We start from the raw sequence: 15,873 nt of genomic DNA on the forward strand, positions 1-15,873 counted from the left end.
AAGTACGAATTCAAGTTGACAATTACGTTGCTTAACTCCATAAAACCGCCTTCGAGGTTTTTTGCTATTGTCTAATGTTTGAGTTAATTTTTTCTGGGTTGGGAAATTTTAAAAATCAAAGTAGATGTAAGGCAAACTGCCTTCAGGAGCTAATAACCAAACAGCGTAGAAACATAGAGGGGCGAAGACAAGCTTAAGAGGCCAGTTCAACTCTAACTTCAGAATTCGGTTGAAGGCATAGACTACAGCCATAAGGGCAGCGATCGCTAGAAGTACCCAAGTGAGTTGATATTGGCTCATATTTAAGGCTTCCACATAGACCTTTTGGGCAAACTGGGCGTCAGCAGGATAACCCCAAAGATGCCGAATTACCAAAGAAGAGTCTTGGAGATTAGGTAGGCGGAACCAAATCCAAGAGGTAAAAACCATCAGTTGCGTCAATAACCAAGCGACAAAGATACCCAGAGGATTTTGCCAGAATTCTTCTAAACTTTCAAACCGATCGCTCATCGCATCTGTAAGTCGATGAACCACCAAGGCTAACCCGTGGAATATGCCCCAAACGACATAACCCAAAGCAGCACCGTGCCAAATACCAGCAATTAGCATTATAGTAAGTAAATTCCAGCAGGTACGGACTAAACCCCGACGGGAACCACCCAAAGGAAAGTAGATATAGTTACGTAGCCAATCTCCGAGAGTGATATGCCAGCGCCGCCAAAATTGGGCAATATTGGTGCTGAAATAGGGAAAGTCAAAATTCTCAGGTAGAACCAAGCCGAAAAGCATAGCACTACCACGGGCAATGTCTACGTAACCGTTGAAATCTAGATATAACTGCAACCCGTAGGCGAATGTAGCTAACCAGAGATCGGTACTACCCGCCCGTTGCAAATTACCAAAACATAAATCAACAAAAATTCCCAGATGGTCTGCGAAAATACCTTTTTTGACTGCGCCCCTAGCAATCAACCACAGCGCTTCAGCTACTCTATCGCTACTGGGGAAGTCTAGTGTATTGAATTGATTTGCTAAGTTGTGATAGCGCGTAATCGGGCCGGAAATCAGTTTAGCGAAGAATAATTTGTACGTGGCAAATTTGAGAAACTGCTCAGTCGCAGGGGCACCGCGATAGACATCTATTAAATAAGCAATGCATTCAAAGGTGAAAAATGAAATTCCCAAGGGTGCAATCAATTTAAAAGAGCTATCTGGTGAGTTTGTTTCTAGATGAAAAACAAACTTGAATAAAGGGGTGCAATACTTAAAACCTAATAACAGTAAAACATTTAGAGTTATACCTAGCCATAAAAGTTTTAGACGGCGAAGATTCCAGTCACCTTGGGCAAATTGCCACTCTTCGTTAGAAATTCGCCAGTCACCAGAATGTTTTCCTGGTGATGTGTTGTTTCCAATCTCCAGCCCCACACGGAAATTAATAAATGTCAATGCTAAGAGTAATGGTATGTACTGGATCTGCAAAGATGCGTAGAAAACCAAACTGGCAATTAGCAGCGTCCACAATCGTAATTTCTGTTGTGCTAAAGACCAGTAAATTCCTAACACACTCAACAAGAACAGCCCATAGAAAATTGATATAAAGTTCATTTTTTAGTCATTGGTCATTTGTCATTTGCCATTTGTCATTTGTTATTTGTCATTTGCCATTCGTCATTTGTCATTCGTCATTGATTATTCTCCTTGTCTCCCTCATTCCCCACTCCCCATTACCCTTATCCCCAGAGGGGACCCCACCTTCCCCAGCTCCTTACTTCACTGGCCAAGGAATCATCGGGTCATTCGCCAGCTTTTTCGAGACTTCGTATGCTCCAAAGCGGTTGAGGTGGCTAGGATCAGAAAAGTAGTCATTTGATTTTATCCACTGTTGGCTCAAATCACGATAAATAAAGTTGCGACTAGTAGCCAAATGCAACATATATTGCTGAAATTCTTGTTCATATTGTCTACGCACTGGATCTAAATAATCTCCCGTCAGAGGCATGTTGACAAACACTAAGGAAATTTTATGAGACTGGGCAAACTGAAGCACTTCTTGACAGGCAGCATCTTGCTGTCCTTCTATTTGAAAAGATTTATAGTCGTTGTCGTAATTTCCGGGAACTCTAGAATGTTTTTGATAGTATCTAGCGGGATTGAAGCGAATAGACAAAGGTAGAAAGCCATCAAAGTCAACTGCTTGTTGGGAAGTACTCTCATCTGAAGTACCATCTGTTAACTGTTTTTCTGATGCAACTATCTGATTAGGGCCAGGTATAAGCAGTTGTTTTTGCAGTAAACTTTTAATTTGATCGCGGTTTTGATAGCTAGCAGAAACAGATGCTAGAGCCTGATTTAACGAGTGATTGACAGCTTCATAGATACTAATCTCTGGTTTTTCTTCGTTTGTCTTTTCTTCTCCCGGATTTACTGGATTTTGTGGCAAATCATTACTATTTGCAATTGTTGGTGTTTTTTGGAATGCTTGTTTATAACCAGCTGATGCAGCGATCGATTTAAAGGTAATATCCTCGCGTCCACCGTTGAAAGCACGGGCACCATCTGCCCAGATAATTATTTTAGGTAGTTCTGATGGTTCCAGTACCTGGCGAATCACAAAGTCTACAACTTGTGCAGTAGCACCGTTGATCCCAAAGTTAAACACGCCAAGATTTGGATAGCCCTGACTCGCTAAAGCTTTAGAAAGCGCTGCGGGATCAACTCCCCTGAGGGCGCGAGAGGAGCCAATAATCAACACATCTGGCGGACTACCAGTTCTAGCCAAACGCTGTTTATACAGTGCTAGTTGCTCGTCTAACTGCCTGACATTGAAACTTGGCATCTGCGATCGCGCTGCTAAAAGAATAGCGGTAGCGGTTGCTTTTTCCTTCAGTGGTGCAGCTGCCAAATTCTTGATCGGGATATTATCACTTTGGGTAAATTCCGAAGCATTAAATACAGAAGTCTGATTTGGAGGAGATTTTGTCTTGGAAGTGCTGGTAAAAAATGTCGTTTTCTGACTCTGATTTTTCCCAGATGTCAAAGATGCCTTTTGCCCAGATGATGATGGGGGTGAGATATTGGTGGGCGTAGTGTGTGCGATGATTTGACCTAACACCCAATCAGTTTGGAGGGTGAGTAATAATCCCAGTGTTCCCCAAACCAGAACCACCTTAAGTCCTTGAGCATCAGGGTTTGCCTCGGCTGACTTGTGGCTTTCGGTAAATAGCTGGCTTGTCAACAGGAATTTTTTCGCTGTTGCACTCGCTGTTACTATCCAACCTCGCGCTACTTCTGTCACAAAAGTTTGAACGTCTTCTGTCGTTAAATCGGGGCGCAAAATTGGTTCATTAGTTTCAGAGGTTACTAGATCGTTAACGTATTCAGAGGTAGCAGCAAATTCTGGAGTTGCTTCGGGGACTAAACGCTGGCGATGCTCAAGATCAAGTCCATAGTGCCAAAAAGGTTCTTTATTCCCAGCCCGGCGTCCGTAAACACGTATCCCCATAATACCAGGAATCTTTAACTGGCGGATAAACTGGGTAATTTTGTTTGCTACTTGTTCACGCCCTGGACAAACAGGTGCATCACACATGATGTGTAATAAATCATTTTTGGCCAGCAGGAGTACGCGAATTCCACCTGTCAATAGCCGCCAATCCAAATCAGGATTGAGTAAACGCTCCAGTAAAAATACGATCGCTGGTTGATCGCCACTATTCGCCAAATCTAGCGGTGATGTGGCAAAGGCGGGATGCTTTGTCGCGGGTAAAGCTAGCCAATCAATCCAAGTTGGTTGGTTGTCACCGGCTTTTTGTCCGTAGACGGTGGCGGCGAGAATGCCTTGAGGTGCGATCGCTTCTAGCTGGGGTAAAATCGCCTCTAAGCATACTACTTTGTCGGGGATTGGCGCAGTTCCCAAGGGATCAAAAGCTGGAGTACAAAAAATATGTAGCGTTGATTCTTTCAGAGAAACTTGGACAGCAACTTTTAACTCTGACAATACCTCAGTTAACAGTCGCGCGATCGCTTGGATATCCCCCCAACGCGCCCACTCCTTCAGCATTACCTCTGGTGGTGTCAAATCCACCCGCAGCAGCCAATCAGGGGCAGTTTCGCCGCTCACCTGGGAAACAATTACTGCATCTTGATAGCCGGAAAGCTTGAGATAACGCAACTTTTGCGCGATTGGTTCAGCAAGCAATGATGCATCAGGACTATAGCTCGACTGGCAAAATATCCACAGGCGATTTTCTTCCGGCTGAGAGTTCTTTGGCTTATATAGCTTAATTTTTGCTTGTACCGATACACCTAACATACTCAGAGTTTCGCTGAGATATCTAGCGATCGCTTCTGGGTTCCCTTGGCGTGCCAAACTTTCGTTAGAGACAATCAGCGCCCCAGCCGATTGTTTTGATTTTTCCGAGTCTGCTAGCAGCGCTTGCTGCACCTGCTCCAGATGCTTATCTATTTGATTCAAGTAAACCCGATGACACCATTTGGGGCGCTGTTCCCCTTTTCTACGGCCATAGACAAATACTTGATATATTGACGGTTCTTCCTTGCTTGTAAGGATATCCAAGTCAGTTTGCTGTAATGCTTGCAGCAAGTCAGACAAAGTGCGCCAACGCTGCGGACATTCTGTACCTTCACAAAGAATATGAAGATCATTTCCCCGCAACCGGACTTTCACTCCGAAAGTGTTGATCCCTGTTGCTTGGCTTACCCATTGCAATAAGGATTGCTGGCGATCTGGTAATACTATTTTCATCGGAATTTAAATTTACAGAAAGCGATCGTTGGGGGATAGTGCCTGCACTTGTAAACTAGAACCATAGGTCTATCACACTCTGAGGGTTTTTTTTTAACAATTTTGTTACCTTCGTAGCTCACAAAATCGGACAAGATAGTGTTGTACAGGTTGCAAGTCTGACTAATGTTGAGTTTTGCGTTTATTTTACTAATAGGGAGTCAGAAATCAGAAGTTAGGAGTTAGGAGTCAGAATAATTCTATATGACGAGCTGATGACTTGTCCTTATAAAGTTGGACTTGCGTCCCACTGTGCCAACGCCCCTAATGGGCAAAACAAACAACAAGCTGATCTCATTTAAACTCCATCCCTTAATCGTTGGAGTCATCTTAACTCTTGTACAGACGCGATTAATCGCGTCTCCCTTTTACTCACAATTCCCATAACCAAAAATTAGCAATGTCTCCTACCAAACAACAGCTTTCACCTAACCCCGCATCCAATCTGGATTTATTTACCATTCCCCAGTCTTTCCTTTTGCAAATAGGTACAGCGTCTATATTACTATTGCTCATTACCGGAAAAACTACAGTCAGAGCATTAGAAGCCATAGGGGAAGCCAGTGAAGAATTATTTCGAGGCGATCGCCTACCCAACCTCGACTTCCCAGATGAACACGAAACTAATCCAGATGAAAATATATACACCAAATAATTATTTGCTCAGGAACAACCCGGTGAGCATTAAGTGCAAAGCCTAGAACCGTAAACAGTAATTAGCTTTACAAGAATAGAGAATATGGGTTCCCTTTTATACTCTTCGTCTCAAACTGCGGATATATACCCGGTGTCGGAATTATTTTTGCGTCATCGTCTCCAGGTAGTGGAAGAATTGTGGGAGTCAGTTCTCCGGCAAGAATGCGGTCAAAATATGGTAGACCTCTTGGGGCAGTTGCGCGATTTATGTTCACCAGAAGGACAAGCAACAAACGATCAAGCATCCTCAGCCGTCAAATTAATTGAACAACTAAATATCAACGAAGCAATTCGGGCGGCTCGTGCTTTCGCTCTGTATTTTCAGTTGATTAACATCATAGAGCAGGAATATGAACAACGGCAGCAATTGAGTCGCTATGAGGCAGAAACAGAGGCTACAGAGCCGCAAACACCATCCAATGTCAACTATTCCTCCAATCAAAGAGAAGATGACGCCCCTGTTAGCAGGGGAATAGCAGCAGACATCCTGAGAAAGAGTTATGTAGAAAAAGCGCCAGTCAAACCAAAAGGTACTTTCGCTGCCTTGTTTCCCTATTTATTCAAACTGAATGTACCACCCCAGCAAATTCAACGTCTAATTGCACATCTGGATGTGCGCTTAGTTTTCACAGCGCACCCGACGGAAATTGTGCGTCATACCATCCGCGATAAGCAGCGACAGGTGGTACAACTATTACAAAAACTGGATGCCTTGGAAAACCACTCTGGTAGCACACCAGGAGCATATCCTTGGGAAGCAGCAGATGTCCGTGAACAATTGCTCGAAGAAATTCGCCTATGGTGGCGCACAGACGAACTTCACCAGTTCAAACCCACAGTGCTGGATGAAGTAGATTATGCCCTACACTACTTCCAAGAAGTTTTATTTGATGGCATTCCCCAACTGTATAAACGTTTCAAACACACCCTATCCAATACCTTTCCTTGGCTAGAACCACCGAGTAAAAACTTTTGCTCTTTTGGCTCCTGGGTAGGCTCAGATCGGGATGGGAACCCATCAGTTACACCAGAAATCACTTGGAAAACAGCTTGCTATCAGCGCAAAATGGTGCTAGGGAGATATATTCAGTCAGTGAAACAACTGATTGAATTGTTGAGTGTGTCGATGCACTGGAGTGATGTTTTACCAGATTTACTAGAATCTCTAGAATTGGATCAGTCACAGTTGAGTGAGGTATACGACGCACTGGCGCTGCGTTATCGACAAGAACCCTATCGGCTGAAACTGGCTTATGTGCTGAAACGGCTGGAAAATACTCGCGATCGCAATCTAGCTTTGTATAATCGGGAAACGCCACCAAATCAAGACAGTCCCCTGTATCTTTCGGGAGCCGATTTTTTAGCAGAACTGCGGATGATTGAGCGCAACTTGACAGAAACAGGTTTAAGCTGTCGAGAATTAGAAAATCTCATCTGTCAGGTAGAAATTTTTGGTTTTAACTTGACACAGTTAGATATCCGCCAAGAATCATCCCGCCACGCCGATGCGCTCAATGAGATACTGGAATACCTGCAAATATTATCTCAACCTTATAACGAACTATCTGAGGAGCAAAGAGTCGCTTGGCTGACAGCAGAACTGCAAACCCGTCGGCCATTAATTCCGGCAGAATTGCCATTTTCCGAAAAAACCAATGATGTAATTGAAACTTTTCGCGTCGTGCGATCGCTCCAACAAGAATTTGGTCTTAACATCTGCCAAACTTACATTATCAGTATGTGCCGCGACGTCAGCGACGTGCTGGAAGTATTGCTGTTAGCCAAAGAAGCCAGACTTTTTGACCCCGCCATTGCTGTGGGAACCATTCAAGTTGTCCCCCTGTTTGAAACAGTAGAAGATTTACAACGCTCCAGAAGCGTCATGCGGAAACTGTTTGAATTACCGTTATATCGCGCTTTGTTAGCCGGCGGCTACGAACAGACAAAAGCAGAGAATGCCGACGAAAATTCATCCTCCCCTGCTCCCCTGCTCCCCTGCTCCCCTGCTTCCGCCTCCCCCCTCACCCGGAACTTGCAAGAAGTGATGCTGGGGTATTCTGACAGCAACAAAGACTCTGGTTTTTTAAGCAGCAATTGGGAAATTCATAAAGCCCAAAAATCACTGCAACAAATAGCAGAAAACTATGATCTAAATTTGCGGATTTTCCACGGACGCGGCGGTTCTGTGGGACGTGGTGGGGGACCTGCTTACGAAGCGATTTTGGCTCAACCGGGTCATAGTATCAATGGGCGAATCAAGATTACTGAACAAGGAGAAGTTTTAGCTTCCAAATACTCCTTGTTGGACTTGGCATTGTACCACATGGAAACCATCACCACTGCTGTAATTCAAGCTAGCTTGCTGCGAACAGGGTTTGATGATATTGAACCGTGGAATGAGATTATGGAAGAATTAGCAGCGCGATCGCGTCAACATTATCGTGCTTTAATCTACGAACAACCTGATTTTGTTGACTTCTTCCACCAAGTAACCCCGATTGAAGAAATTAGCCAGCTACAAATTAGTTCCCGTCCAGCCCGCCGTCCATCTGGTAAGAAAGATTTAAGCAGTCTGCGAGCTATTCCTTGGGTATTTAGCTGGACACAAACCCGCTTTTTACTTCCTTCGTGGTATGGCGTTGGCACAGCTCTACAAGAGTTCTTGAACGAAGAACCAGAAGAACACTTGAAATTGCTGCGCTACTTTTACGTTAAATGGCCTTTCTTCAAAATGGTGATTTCTAAGGCCGAGATGACTTTGGCAAAAGTAGATATGCAAATGGCACATCACTACGTCCAGGAATTGTCAAAACCAGAAGATCAACTTCGTTTTGCCAAGGTTTTTGACCAAATTGCCAGCGAGTTCTATCTTACTAGGGATTTGGTCTTAAAAATCACCGATCACAATCAACTGTTAGATGGTGATCCTGTATTGCAACGATCTGTACAGTTACGCAATGGCACAATTGTACCTTTGGGATTTATCCAAGTTTCACTACTCAAGCGCCTACGACAGTCCCTAAATACTAGTGCTACTTCTGGAGTCATCCACTCTCGTTACAGCAAAGGCGAGTTATTGCGAGGGGCATTGTTAACTATTAATGGTATTGCTGCTGGGATGAGAAATACAGGTTGATTAGGAATGGGGCATGGGGCATGGGGCATTGGAATAAGGGAAAAATGACTAATGACTAATGACAAAAAATAGAATTTTAATTTGCACTTTTTTGGCGCTGTCATCAGGTTTTTTTGGTGCTTACACCAGTGGGCAAATTACCATAATGCTGCATAGCCAAAAGTGCCAAAACCAACCTTGGGGTTTAAACCAGATATGCAACGCTTGGATGACACCTGGAGCAATATGGCAAGGTAGCACAACAGGACTATGGACAGGCACTATCTTAGGGGCGTTTGTTGGGGGTTTGGTGACGCGACAAATTCGTAATTAGCCTTGGCGGAAGGTGATTCGCCAGTTTTGAACCGCCCTTTTAACGTTACAGCTATTTTCAGGTAAATAGACCACGCAGTAAGAACCCCACCCCGCCAAAGCTATGCTTTGTCTCCCCTCCCCGCAAGCTCTTAGGGGTTGGGGGTGGGATTCTTTTATTATGGGTAATCTGGCGGATATGATATAAGTTGACACAAATCCACATCTGTGTATCCATAGCAAAAAAGCTAGTAAGTAGCGTTGGTGTTAGCAAGACTGGTAAAATCTACCCATAGCGAAGAAGAACAAATCACCATGCCTACCGAAACTAACTCAGGGAATCAAACTACCACAGGTGCTGATGCTATTGATGAAGCGATCGCACAGGGAATTGATTTTGATGGTTCTCCCATTCCGCCTGCCAAGCTAGAACTTTATGGTAAAGTTATGGCGCTAGAAGGTAATAGACAGCGCAGTGGCGTATCTAATACGATGCGATCGCGCATTGTGCGAATTGGTGCAAAACACATTCCCCAAACGGAACTCGACCAATTACTTGTAGATGCTGGTTTCGCACCTCTAAAAGAGAAAGAAATTGCCTTTTTCTATAGTGGCAAATAAATATAGCAGCACAACACAGCGAATAGAATTCGCGGCTACACAAACGAAGTCCGCCTCCGCGGACTAAGAGAAAATTAAAGTTTTTAACCCAGGTCGGTGGGTAAAGTCTCGTGTAGACGCGGTTTCTAACCGCCCTTTTAACTCTTTATCTCAAATATCCCAAATTGGCATCTTTATTTTGGCTTCTTGAGTCTTTTCTTAATCGGGTTGAAAAGTGTATCTTCAGCAAGATATTGTCAACTTTCCCTTGTTTTTGAATTCGCACACAGCTATATCTACTTAAGTAATAGCTGAGAGACAAGGAGAATAGATGTCAGGAACTACGTCAAATTCAGAAATGCTATACCGAGTTCTCGGCAGTACAGGAGAAAAAGTTTCCGCCATTGGATTGGGTGGTTGGCACATCGCCTTGAAGCACGTTGATGAGCAACTGGGTATCCGAATTGTGAGAACAGCGATTGATCGCGGCATCACCTTTATGGATAACAGTTGGGATTACAACGATGGAGTTAGCGAGATTCGCATGGGAAAAGCGCTGCGCGATCGCTATCGAGATAAAGTGTTCCTGATGACGAAAATCGACGGTCGCTCCAAGAAAGAAGCAGCAAGACAGCTAGACGAATCACTTCAACGCCTGCAAGTAGATTACATCGACCTTGTGCAGCATCACGAAATTATTCGCTATGAAGACCCGCATCGAGTTTTTGACAAAGAAGGGGCGAATGCTGCCTTAATTGAGGCGCAAGAAGCTGGCAAAATTCGATATATTGGCTTCACTGGGCACAAAGATCCCCATGTTCATCTGCATATGCTGGAAGTTGCAGCCACTCACGGGTTTAAATTTGATACAGTGCAGATGCCGCTCAATGTGATGGATGCCCACTACCGGAGCTTTGCAAAGCTGGTTGTACCAGAACTTGTTAAACAAAACATCGGCGTTCTGGGGATGAAAAGCCTAGCAAACGGTATTCTTTTACGATCAAAGGTTGTAACACCAATTGAGTGTTTACACTATGCTTTAAATCTGCCGACATCGGTTGTGATTACCGGAATTGACAGCATGGAGATTTTAGAGCAAGCCTTTGAAGCAGTGCGAACATTCCAGCCAATGGACGACCAGCAGGTGCAATCGCTCTTAGCAAAAACAGCAGAAGCGGCATCACGCGGCGAGTTTGAGCCATTCAAAACTTCATCAATTTTCGACAGCACTGCCCAAAATCCAGATTGGCTGGGAGAGGAGCCACAGCGCATCCAACAATTGATGTCAGCGTAATCGCAGAGCAGATTGTATTGATTGATGTGTGACGCCAGAGCTAACGTAGTCTAGAAGATTAGCGATCGCTTGGTGCGATCGCACTTTTTTTTCTCAAAAACGTATGTTATGGCCTGCGTTGACTACTAATTGAGTATGCTACCACTGATATCTTTCTGGTTTCATTCGCTCCCAGGCAAAGTTTAAGCGGAAAGGGCGGTTTGATGAAAATTTCTTCGTTGACCTTGCCCACTGAGTTGGAACGTTGCCAGATTCTCAAAATTCACTTAGAACGGTTTGGTATAAAAGTTCCGCAGGAATATTTAGAGGCGATCGCTAAAATGCTGCAACGAGCTACCCAAAGTCAAAAACCAATGACTGTGTTAATTAAAGCAGAAGCAATTGGTAACGATATGACCCGTGCAGCCTCTGAGTTACGCAAACTGTATATCTTTGGTAGTGGCAGAAAATTAGAGTTTGCAGAAGTAAAAGAGTTAGTGCCATGTCAAACTCAGAGTAGCCTACAACTGGCATCTGCTATTCGTCAAGGAGTAAAGCAATCAAGTTTTGCACCTGCTAGATGATTTATCACGCTCGGAACCATTAATGATGATTGTTAGCACTCTCTTAATGCAGTTTAGAACTTGGCTGTGGGTTAAGCCTGCGATCGTTTCTGGGGTTAAGAAAGATAGTGAATTAGCTCAACTGTGCAGTATCAGCAATCCTAATCGTATTTACTATTTGCGTCAGGAGGTAGCAAATACAAGCATCAACGTTTTAGCTAAGGCAGTGACTATGGTGTTGGATTTGGAGATGTCTATCAAGAGAGGTGTTGAAGGTAAGGATTTACTACCAATAATTCTTAGCATTAGCAGGTTATTCAAGTTAACTTAATCAACTTAGAAATGACTGATAACTTTGGATTTTGGATTGTATATTTGATTCCAGTAGAAAATCCAAATTGACTAATAATGATATTAGTATATAACAAAACTTACACTTTGTTTATACATTATCTCGCCTTAGACAAAATCAGCGCTATTAACAAACCAATTTTCAATGCTTAGATCATTAAAAAACTCAAAATCAGAAACATTATTTGTTACCAAAATTAAATTATTACAGTAAGCAATACTCGCAATTTGACTATCTACAAAAGCAGGAGTTTTGCCAATCTTGGATAATCTAGACCTTTCTTGGGCGTGCTATTGTGCCGCCTTTAAATCGTAATCAAGGACTGGTAAATTTAATACCGATTCATGAATGTAATTCCAAAGAGACTCTCGCCGCTTAGATTCTGGCAACCGCAAACAGCCATGTAACAGTTCATGAACAACAATACTAGAAACGACAACTTCTGATTTATGAATATCTAGTTTGTGTAAAACATTGGCATTAGGAATAGGACGTGCTGGCTCTGAGAAAATATTGGTATCAAGTAAGAATTTCAAACTCATAAATCAATTTCTCTGCCCACACCACTATCTCGTAAATCAGCAAAATCCTCATCAGTAAAGATAATCCCCTCGCTTTGGATTACCTTTCTAAATTTTTGTAATCCCTGCCAAAAATTATCTCCTCTAGATTCCTCTTTTTTTTTACGGAGAAACTCAAATAAATAGTCCTGTTCTTCTCTAGGCAAACTTTCAATAGAATTAATAATTTCTTGTAAAGTCATCAGAGAACCTCCTAATCAAGTAAACTCTACCTTTACTAACTCTATTTTAATCTCTAAATCCAAAGCCTCAGCCTCTTAAATTTAGCCAATTTCCGCAAAAATATGATATACGGGCGCATGTTTATGGAGAGCAGAAGCAGCGATTAGCGTAGGCGTAGCCCGCCGCAGGCATCGCCAGGGCAATCATCAATAATCCACCAATTTTAACTTTAGATTAATCTACAGCTAATTTAGATTCTTTAACTGAAAAAGCAATCAAGTTTTGCCTTCGCTGGATGATTTACTGTCCACTTGGACGGAATAGGGTTATTTGCTTCCAGAAGGAGGAAGTAAATAACCCTATTCCCAGTGTCCGTGTTTGCCCAAAGCTTGGATAATATTTTCAAGCTAATACCTTGGCAAGCTGCTACCCCGACTCCACTACTATCGTCGAGTTCACAACCTATCTTCCTCTTAGTGACAGAAAATTGAATTTTTAATACATTGCTAAGTAGCTCGATCGACAGTTTAAGTTAACAATGAGCCACATCAGTTCGTTCTAAATCTTTAGCGATACTAGCGAGGCAATGGTTATGAGTCTACAGCGATTTGATTTTTTCCCCGATGAAATGTCCCTTTTGTCGCCAGTCGCTTCCCCGACATCGGTGGTACAGCGAATCGCAGCCCGGCCATCGCGTCAGCGCGGTATTGTGTTGACCGAACACGGCTGGAAGAAGCTCCTGGCGATGAAAGTGCTGCAAAACCAGCACGGAGAATGGCATGCTTATGAGCTACTCGGCGATCGCACGCTCCTGAGTCCGCGCACCGTTTCCAAGATTGTTGGGCGTGAAGTCGGTGTCGATCGCCACACGCTCAAGCAATTCTTTGATGCCTTTGACTTACCGTTGGAAAGCGATGACTACTGCTTGAAGAGTTGTTGTACAAAAAAGTCCTCAAATCCTGGCTACAAAGCTGTAGCATTTGTATTTCATTTTCAACTATAGATTGAGATTGGCGATTCCACGTTGGAAGGCAGTCACGACAGCTTGAGTGCGATCGCTCACGCCCAGTTTTTGCAAAATGTTAGTGATGTGAAACTTGACGGTTCCCTCGGTAATGCCTAACGTTAAACTGATCGCTTGAGTTTTTTTGCCTTTAGCTAACAGCTTGAGCACATCATTTTCACGGTCGCTCAGTTGCGGTCTAATCATCCGATCAACCAATTTTGCACCTACGAGCACCGGAATATACTTTTGTCCAGCGTGTACTGCCCGCATTGCCGCTAATAGCTCACTGCGATCGGCATCTTTGAGGAGATAGCCTTTGGCTCCAGTTTGCAGTCCGCGATAGATGTCTTCGTCGCCATCGTAGGTTGTGAGAATGATGATCCGAGCCTCAGGGCAGTCTTTGAGAATCGCGGTAATGGCTTCAACTCCGGTCAATTCTGGCATACGTAAATCCATCAGCGTCACATCAGGACGTAGCGTCCGGAATTGCGCGATCGCTTCGACACCCGTTTTAGCTTCGCCGATCGGTTCTAGACCCGGTTCAGAATGCAGCATGGTGGTTAACCCAGTTCGCACAACGGGATGGTCATCGACTACTAAAACGCGGATGTTGTCGGATAAAGTCATAACAATGGGCAAGTGAGTGGAATCTGAATAAGAATGCAAGTCCCTTGTCCTGGTTGACTGCGGAGGGTGAACTTTCCACCCAGACGATCGCAGCGTTGTTGCATTCCCAGCAAGCCAAAGCCCCCGCGATCGTGAGCCGACGATAGATCGAAACCGATTCCATCATCTTGAATACAAAGCGCGATCGCATCTACCCCAAAGGTAAGTTCGATCTGTAGCGTTTGCGCTTGAGCGTGACGCAACGTGTTGGTAGTGGCTTCTTGTCCAATTCGTAACAGATTGATGCCGATATCAGGTGGCACAAGCTGAGGCGTTCCCACGATTGCCACATCGGTTTGCAGGGAAGTATGCAGCGTCAGTTGAGTCAGCGATCGCTCTAATGACCCCGCTAAATCTCGGTACTCATCAGCATCGGGGTGCAGTGACCAAACTAAACGACGGGATTCGACCAGTCCAGCCCGCGCTAGGGTTTTGACTTGCTCAATAATATCCCAGGCGATCGCGGCATCAAGATTTGCGTAATACTGAGCGTTGTTGAGTTGCAGCGTAATTCCGGTAAAAGTTTGCGCCAGCGTATCGTGAATTTCCCGTGCTAACCGATTTTGTTCTTCGACGATCGCAACTTGTTTCGCCTCTTCAGCCAACCGCGTCAGTTGCAGGGCTAACACGACTTGCTGCGCCAGAGCAGTAACTAGACGCAAGGCTTCAGGAGAATAGGAATGACTTTGCATGTGACTGATCGTAATCACACCCAGAAGTTTGTTACCAAACACGAGTGGAACCCCCAGCCCTGTTTGTACGCCGTCGCGCAAGATTGAGAGGTCTCGAAAGATTTTCGCGTCTGGATGGTTGGGCATATTCGAGATGAGATATGGCTGAAGGTGCTCCCTCAGGGTTTTCCGACCTGAGGTCTTAAGGGCACACAAAGGAACGGGATGCGGTTTATAAAGATCGAGCGGTTCGGGCGCAAGCTGCGTGTTCCAGTAGCTTAAGTGCGGCGTTGCCATGGTTTGTTCGGCATTGTCTAACCAGATATCGGCAGCATGGGCATGAAGTTGCTCTACCATCGTGGCGAGGACTTGTCCCAAAAATTTGTCGAGTTCTGGTTCGGTGGCAAGCAGCGCCAGGGCACCTTGCAGTGCCATCTGCTGACCTTGAGCGATGAATTCGGCTTCTTTGCGCTGGTTGATGTCTTGCACAACGGCAATCAGGTAAGCCGGGTTTCCGGCAGGATCACGCACGAGTGAAACGTTTAGGCTTGCCCAAAGTAAGGAGCCATCTTTGCAAATGTAGCGCTTTTCGGTTTGGTAGGCAGACAGTTCGCCATTGATCAAGCGATGCACCGAGGCGCGGTCGTCCGCCAGTGTGTCGGGGTGGGTAATGTCGGCAAAATTGAGCGCGCGCAGTTCAGAGTCTGCATAGCCCATCATGTCACAAAAGCACTGGTTGCTTTGCAGCAAGTAACCCTCTAAATCAGTAATCGTCATGCCGATCGCGGCTTGCTCAAAGGCACGACGGAAGCAATGATCGCTCTCGCTCAGGGCGGTTTCAGTCTGTTGCCGGAGCAGGATTTCGGCTTGCAGCGCTGCGTTGAGGGTTGCCAGTTGGGCGGCACGGTCTTGCACGGCTGTTGCTTGGGCTTGCAGAGCCAATTCTCGTTGCCGTAAATCAGCAACTTCCCCCTGAAAAGCGGCGTTCTCTTGCTCTAGTTGAGCGATGCGCTCTTGTAATTGCTGCAACTCATTCGGCTGCATTTGCATGTTGACCTCTTGCCCTCGC

At 44.6% G+C, this 15,873-nt stretch carries 13 protein-coding genes and 1 pseudogene; 8 read left to right on the top strand and 6 right to left on the bottom strand.

Annotated elements, in window-relative coordinates; genetic code table 11:
- Positions 1-108: 108 nt before the first annotated feature.
- Positions 109-1,608: an MBOAT family O-acyltransferase gene (locus tag V7K36_RS20445; RefSeq protein ID WP_335118710.1), complete on the bottom strand. Its 1,500-nt coding sequence runs from the start codon at positions 1,606-1,608 to the stop codon at positions 109-111.
- 160 nt (positions 1,609-1,768) lie between these two features.
- A complete protein-coding gene (locus V7K36_RS20450; RefSeq protein WP_335118713.1) occupies positions 1,769-4,768 on the bottom strand; it encodes a DUF1574 domain-containing protein in 3,000 nt (999 codons plus the stop codon).
- A 439-nt stretch (positions 4,769-5,207) separates the two neighbouring features.
- Between V7K36_RS20450 and V7K36_RS20455 the strand changes: the two genes are divergently transcribed.
- The 7 genes from V7K36_RS20455 (at position 5,208) to V7K36_RS20485 (ending at position 11,697) form a co-directional block, all read left to right on the top strand.
- A complete protein-coding gene (locus V7K36_RS20455; protein ID WP_335118714.1) occupies positions 5,208-5,462 on the top strand; it encodes a hypothetical protein in 255 nt (84 codons plus the stop codon).
- An 84-nt stretch (positions 5,463-5,546) separates the two neighbouring features.
- Positions 5,547-8,639: a phosphoenolpyruvate carboxylase gene (locus V7K36_RS20460; RefSeq protein WP_335118716.1), complete on the top strand. Its 3,093-nt coding sequence runs from the start codon at positions 5,547-5,549 to the stop codon at positions 8,637-8,639.
- 58 nt (positions 8,640-8,697) lie between these two features.
- A complete protein-coding gene (locus V7K36_RS20465) occupies positions 8,698-8,952 on the top strand; it encodes a hypothetical protein (protein ID WP_335118719.1) in 255 nt (84 codons plus the stop codon).
- 293 nt (positions 8,953-9,245) lie between these two features.
- On the top strand, positions 9,246-9,551 hold the full coding sequence (locus V7K36_RS20470) for a small RNA NsiR4-regulated ssr1528 family protein (RefSeq protein ID WP_334827131.1): 306 nt from the start codon (positions 9,246-9,248) through the stop codon (positions 9,549-9,551).
- Between the two features lie 310 nt (positions 9,552-9,861).
- On the top strand, positions 9,862-10,824 hold the full coding sequence (locus V7K36_RS20475) for an aldo/keto reductase (protein ID WP_335118721.1): 963 nt from the start codon (positions 9,862-9,864) through the stop codon (positions 10,822-10,824).
- 203 nt (positions 10,825-11,027) lie between these two features.
- Positions 11,028-11,387, top strand: a complete 360-nt coding sequence (locus tag V7K36_RS20480) for a hypothetical protein (RefSeq protein WP_442948494.1) — start codon at positions 11,028-11,030, stop codon at positions 11,385-11,387.
- 22 nt (positions 11,388-11,409) lie between these two features.
- Positions 11,410-11,697, top strand: coding sequence for a hypothetical protein (locus tag V7K36_RS20485; RefSeq protein ID WP_335118723.1), 288 nt, complete (start codon positions 11,410-11,412; stop codon positions 11,695-11,697).
- A gap of 128 nt (positions 11,698-11,825) precedes the next feature.
- Here V7K36_RS20485 and V7K36_RS20490 read toward each other — a convergent pair.
- Both V7K36_RS20490 and V7K36_RS20495 read right to left on the bottom strand, forming a co-directional pair.
- A pseudogene (locus tag V7K36_RS20490) lies at positions 11,826-12,260 on the bottom strand (type II toxin-antitoxin system VapC family toxin).
- Complete coding sequence (locus tag V7K36_RS20495; protein ID WP_442948493.1) at positions 12,257-12,484, bottom strand: hypothetical protein; 228 nt, start codon at positions 12,482-12,484, stop codon at positions 12,257-12,259. Before V7K36_RS20495 ends, V7K36_RS20490 begins: the two are co-directional and overlap by 4 nt.
- A 569-nt stretch (positions 12,485-13,053) precedes the next feature.
- Here V7K36_RS20495 and V7K36_RS20500 point away from each other — a divergent pair.
- The gene (locus tag V7K36_RS20500) at positions 13,054-13,464 is read left to right on the top strand and encodes a hypothetical protein (RefSeq protein ID WP_335118726.1); all 411 of its coding nucleotides are present in this window, start codon (positions 13,054-13,056) and stop codon (positions 13,462-13,464) included.
- Here the strand turns inward: V7K36_RS20500 and V7K36_RS20505 are convergent.
- Together V7K36_RS20505 and V7K36_RS20510 are read right to left on the bottom strand one after the other, a co-directional pair.
- Positions 13,459-14,094 carry a response regulator transcription factor gene (locus V7K36_RS20505; RefSeq protein ID WP_335118728.1) on the bottom strand — a complete coding sequence of 212 codons (636 nt, stop codon included), beginning with the start codon at positions 14,092-14,094 and terminating at the stop codon, positions 13,459-13,461. The two genes, V7K36_RS20500 and V7K36_RS20505, sit on opposite strands and share 6 nt — an antisense overlap.
- A complete protein-coding gene (locus V7K36_RS20510; protein WP_335118730.1) occupies positions 14,091-15,854 on the bottom strand; it encodes a PAS domain S-box protein in 1,764 nt (587 codons plus the stop codon). Before V7K36_RS20510 ends, V7K36_RS20505 begins: the two co-directional genes overlap by 4 nt.
- Between the last annotated feature and the right edge of the window lie 19 nt (positions 15,855-15,873).

This window comes from Nostoc sp., from assembly GCF_036919555.1.
Taxonomy (GTDB): domain Bacteria; phylum Cyanobacteriota; class Cyanobacteriia; order Cyanobacteriales; family Nostocaceae; genus Nostoc.

Coding starts and splice junctions, on each gene's coding strand:
- V7K36_RS20480 (WP_442948494.1), top strand. CDS start 11,028: ATGAAAATTTCTTCGTTGACCTTGCCCACTGAGTTGGAACGTTGCCAG.
- V7K36_RS20460 (WP_335118716.1), top strand. CDS start 5,547: ATGGGTTCCCTTTTATACTCTTCGTCTCAAACTGCGGATATATACCCG.
- V7K36_RS20470 (WP_334827131.1), top strand. CDS start 9,246: ATGCCTACCGAAACTAACTCAGGGAATCAAACTACCACAGGTGCTGAT.
- V7K36_RS20500 (WP_335118726.1), top strand. CDS start 13,054: ATGAGTCTACAGCGATTTGATTTTTTCCCCGATGAAATGTCCCTTTTG.
- V7K36_RS20505 (WP_335118728.1), bottom strand. CDS start 14,094: ATGACTTTATCCGACAACATCCGCGTTTTAGTAGTCGATGACCATCCC.
- V7K36_RS20450 (WP_335118713.1), bottom strand. CDS start 4,768: ATGAAAATAGTATTACCAGATCGCCAGCAATCCTTATTGCAATGGGTA.
- V7K36_RS20455 (WP_335118714.1), top strand. CDS start 5,208: ATGTCTCCTACCAAACAACAGCTTTCACCTAACCCCGCATCCAATCTG.
- V7K36_RS20485 (WP_335118723.1), top strand. CDS start 11,410: ATGATGATTGTTAGCACTCTCTTAATGCAGTTTAGAACTTGGCTGTGG.
- V7K36_RS20475 (WP_335118721.1), top strand. CDS start 9,862: ATGTCAGGAACTACGTCAAATTCAGAAATGCTATACCGAGTTCTCGGC.
- V7K36_RS20445 (WP_335118710.1), bottom strand. CDS start 1,608: ATGAACTTTATATCAATTTTCTATGGGCTGTTCTTGTTGAGTGTGTTA.
- V7K36_RS20465 (WP_335118719.1), top strand. CDS start 8,698: ATGACAAAAAATAGAATTTTAATTTGCACTTTTTTGGCGCTGTCATCA.
- V7K36_RS20510 (WP_335118730.1), bottom strand. CDS start 15,854: ATGCAAATGCAGCCGAATGAGTTGCAGCAATTACAAGAGCGCATCGCT.